Origin of the sequence: Streptomyces flavofungini (genome assembly GCF_041028215.1) — a bacterium.
Classification (GTDB): Bacteria; Actinomycetota; Actinomycetes; order Streptomycetales; family Streptomycetaceae; genus Streptomyces; species Streptomyces flavofungini_B.
Map to the genome: position 1 here is coordinate 1 of NZ_JASKYR010000906.1, position 3306 is coordinate 3306.

General features: G+C 70.6%; 4 protein-coding genes, 1 tRNA gene and 1 pseudogene. 4 read left to right on the forward strand and 2 right to left on the reverse strand.

The features are described 5' to 3' along the window. The first annotated feature begins 227 nt into the window (after nucleotides 1-227). The gene (locus AB8Z36_RS36320) at nucleotides 228-899 is read left to right on the forward strand and encodes a hypothetical protein (protein WP_369217656.1); all 672 of its coding nucleotides are present in this window, start codon (nucleotides 228-230) and stop codon (nucleotides 897-899) included. After that, nucleotides 896-1276 carry a GntR family transcriptional regulator gene (locus AB8Z36_RS36325; RefSeq protein ID WP_369217657.1) on the forward strand — a complete coding sequence of 127 codons (381 nt, stop codon included), beginning with the start codon at nucleotides 896-898 and terminating at the stop codon, nucleotides 1274-1276. The genes AB8Z36_RS36320 and AB8Z36_RS36325 overlap by 4 nt, the downstream gene beginning before the upstream one ends. Nucleotides 1277-1382: 106 nt before the next feature. Here AB8Z36_RS36325 and AB8Z36_RS36330 read toward each other — a convergent pair. Continuing rightward, nucleotides 1383-2066 (reverse strand): annotated as a pseudogene (locus AB8Z36_RS36330) (hypothetical protein); the annotation flags it as partial. Between the two features lie 225 nt (nucleotides 2067-2291). Between AB8Z36_RS36330 and AB8Z36_RS36335 the strand changes: the two are divergent. Then, nucleotides 2292-2474 carry a hypothetical protein gene (locus AB8Z36_RS36335; protein WP_369217658.1) on the forward strand — a complete coding sequence of 61 codons (183 nt, stop codon included), beginning with the start codon at nucleotides 2292-2294 and terminating at the stop codon, nucleotides 2472-2474. Nucleotides 2475-2509: 35 nt separating this feature from the next. Here AB8Z36_RS36335 and AB8Z36_RS36340 read toward each other — a convergent pair. Then, nucleotides 2510-2581 (reverse strand) — tRNA-Arg (locus AB8Z36_RS36340). Nucleotides 2582-2764: 183 nt separating this feature from the next. On the opposite strand from AB8Z36_RS36340, the gene AB8Z36_RS36345 reads away from it, so the two are divergent. Continuing rightward, a partial coding sequence (locus AB8Z36_RS36345) for a response regulator (protein WP_440582094.1) occupies nucleotides 2765-3306 on the forward strand: 542 nt, incomplete at its 3' end.

Sequence of the window (3306 nt, forward strand, 5' to 3'; positions counted from 1 at the left end):
AAGTAGCTGATACAAGTTACCCGGTTATGGGAGTCCTCGTGGGCCTGCCTTTCAATGTTCTCCTCGCCGCACCGTTCGCGGTCGGCCTGCTGGTACTCCTGCGTCCGAGGCGCGGAGGGGAAGCCCAAGTCACCGGTACACCCGGGCGGCACTACCGAGACGCGGCGAGATGGCGGACAGGGGGCCTGGCGGCGGGCTTGGTGGCCGCAGGCTTCCTGATGTTCACGATGAGCACGTGGCAGGCGGGGGCGGCCTTCTGCGTCTGCGTCCTCTCGGGCGTCCTGATCGGTGAACTGCGCGTTCCCCGCCCGCGGGGCGCCGTGCGCGCGGCCGTGCTGAAGCCACGGCGCATGCGGGACTACCTGCCCCGCAGATACGCCCCTCTGCTGGGCGGACTCGCACTGGCCCTGGCGGCGCTCCTCGCAGCCGCGCTCACCGGGACCCGGGGCATGACCGGCGCTGACGGCTTCATCCACACCGCTTGCTCGGGTGGCGGGGAGCACCTGATCCCGGGCCGGAGCGTATGGGCGGCGGCCACGGGCGCGACCGTCTGTGTCGTCGGCGGCGCGGGCGTGTGTCTCCTTCTCATCCGGAGGATCGTGACCCGGCCCGCGTTCCCCGGTGGTCCGTCACCGGACGCGGCGGACCACACCCTGCGTAGGGCCTCTGCCGAGGCGGTGACCCTGGTCTGGGGAAGCCTCGTGGCGTCATCCCTCCTCGCGTCGGCCGCGATCGCGGGCATCTACGTGGACGCGCTGTCATCGGCCCCGTGCGCCAACCAGGACGTGGCGGCGTTCAGCCCCCTCGTGTACGTGACGATGGCCGGAGCGGCGGCCGGGCTGATCTACCTCCTCGTCCGCCTGACGAGCCTGTCCGCGCCGAACGAGGCGGCGGCGTGAAGGCCCTGAGCGTGCAGGTGGACACCACCAGCCCCGTACCCCCGTACGAGCAGGTGCGCACCCAGATCGCCGACCTCATCGCCGGCGGCCACCTCGCCGAGAACGACCGACTGCCGCCCGTGCGCCAACTCGCCGCGGACCTGGGCCTGGCGACGGGCACGGTGGCCCGCGCCTACCGCGAACTGGAATCCGCCAACCTGGTCCACAGCCGCCGCGGCGCGGGAACCCGCGTATCCCCGGGCCACACACCCACCCCCGACCCGCAACTGATCCGGGCCGCCCAGACCTTCGTCACCACGGCCCGCTCCCTCGGAGCGGACAACACCCAACTACTGGCGGCGGTACGCGCCGCCCTGGGCGCCTTCCCGGACAAGTGAGGCGACGGCTTCCCCGAAGGATCGGCGTCCATCTCTGGAGCGACAGCGGTACGAACCTGCGCACACGGCTCCGGCAGTCCCTGAGGAACCGATGGGTGGCGGCGGGACGGAGTTCACGGGCGTCCGTTCTCCGGGAGGCGTGCGCGGCGGCTCGGCGGGCGCTGTTCACATCGCGGAAGCAGTGGGCGGCCTCGGCGGCGAGTTCGGTTTCGTCGAAGTAGGTGATCCACTCCGGCTCGTCGTCGCTGTTCCGGCTCTCCAGCGTTCTCTTAGCGGCGTGCAGGGCGGCTTCACAGGCGCGTACGTCACCGGTTCGGGCAAGGGCGCGTGCCTCTAGGGCGTGGAACTGGGCCCATAGTGTCGGCGTGGCCACCGGAGAGATGCCCATGAGCGCGGCACGGGCCAGCGTCGCGCCCTGCGCGCAGCGACCGGTGAACGTCGCCTGATGGCTCATGGCGGACAGGATGCTGTCAGCGAGCCGCCGGTCGTCGGCGTCCTGGGCCAGCCGGAGCGCCTGGAGAAAGTACCGCTGCGCCAGACCGTGACGGCAGGCGTCGTAGGACATCCAACCGGCCAGGAGCGTTGCCTCCGCCACGGTGGCGACCAGGGCGCGGCCAACCTGCTCGGAATACCGACCGCGCAGGAGCGGCGCCACTTCGGCGCTGAGGTACTGAATGGCCGACCGCCGCGCGTGGTCGCCGCCGAATCGGTCGTCCAGTCCGGCGCACATGTCCACGGTGGTCCTGACGGCGGCTACGTCACCGAGACCGACGCGCATGCCGTCTCGGCGCTGCCGGGGCTTGGTGGAACTGGCGCGGGCCGTATGCCTTAGTTGCTGCCGGGCCATGCGGCGGGGGTCAGCCAGTACGCCTTTGCTCTGGAGTGCATGGAGATGAGGTGGCCGCTGGCCGCTGATCGCGGCGAATGGCCGGGACGAGACCAAGATGCGTTGTGCGCTATCACCCGGGCGATGCGGGGCTGGGCGCTCGTCGCCCCATGTCCGGAGCCGTGCCAGATGCCGACTGACGTCTGGTTGGACCTGCGCTGGGTGGCGGTAGCCGCACGTCCGCTGGCTGATCTGACGGATCCGGCCGTGGTGCGGTCCCTGCTGACCGCGCTGCGGCTCAATCAGGGCGGCGCGGTGGCGGCGGCCGAGACGCAGCGGCACAGGCGCAAGATCCCACAAGAAAGGCGCTGAACTGCGTTTCCGCTGTTCAGCGCCTCAATCCGGAGTGCCCCCGGCAGGATTCGAACCTGCGCACACGGCTCCGGAGGCCGTTGCTCTATCCCCTGAGCTACGGGGGCGTGTCCGTCCGCTTGCGCGGCGACGAGGTGAACACTACCAGCTCTGCGGGGGGTCTCGTGAACAGGTATTTCCGGGGTCGGCGCGGCCCCGCGGAGAGGGGCGGAGATGTTCCGCACGGGGCGGAAGTAGGGAAAACCGGGACGCCGTGGCCGTGGCGGACCTACTCTCGAGTTGTGCCAGGCATGCCCGGCCGAGTGCTTGTGGTGGACGACAACAAGGTCATTCGGCAACTGATCAGGGTCAACCTCGAACTGGAGGGCTTCGAGGTCGTGACCGCGGCCGATGGTGCCGAGTGCCTCGACGTCGTACAGGACGTCCAGCCCGATCTGGTCACCCTCGACGTCGTCATGCCCCGGCTCGACGGGCTGCGGACCGCCGCCCTGCTGCGTGCCGATCCGCGGACACGGCATCTGCCCCTCGTCATCATCAGCGCCTGCACGCAGTACGAGGTGGAGAACGGGCTCCAAGTAGGCGTCGACGCCTTCCTCGCCAAGCCCTTCGAGCCCAGTGAACTGGTGGCGCTCGTAGGGCAGTTGGTCGAGCGGGGGCGCGGGGCCGGGCGTGGCTCCGGTGCCAGTGGCGGTGGCAGTGGCAGTGCGGGTGCGGGTGCGGGTGCGGATGTGGATGCGGATGCGGCCGAGGGTGGGTACTCCGGTGCCAGGGGCTACCGCGATTCCCCCGGTGAGGGCGCCAGCCCCGGCGGGGCCGGAGATGTCCCGCACAC

Bases quoted from the DNA above. Each gene is read 5' to 3' on its own strand.
- AB8Z36_RS36335 (WP_369217658.1), top strand. From the start codon at position 2,292: ATGCCGACTGACGTCTGGTTGGACCTGCGCTGGGTGGCGGTAGCCGCA.
- AB8Z36_RS36320 (WP_369217656.1), top strand. From the start codon at position 228: ATGAGCACGTGGCAGGCGGGGGCGGCCTTCTGCGTCTGCGTCCTCTCG.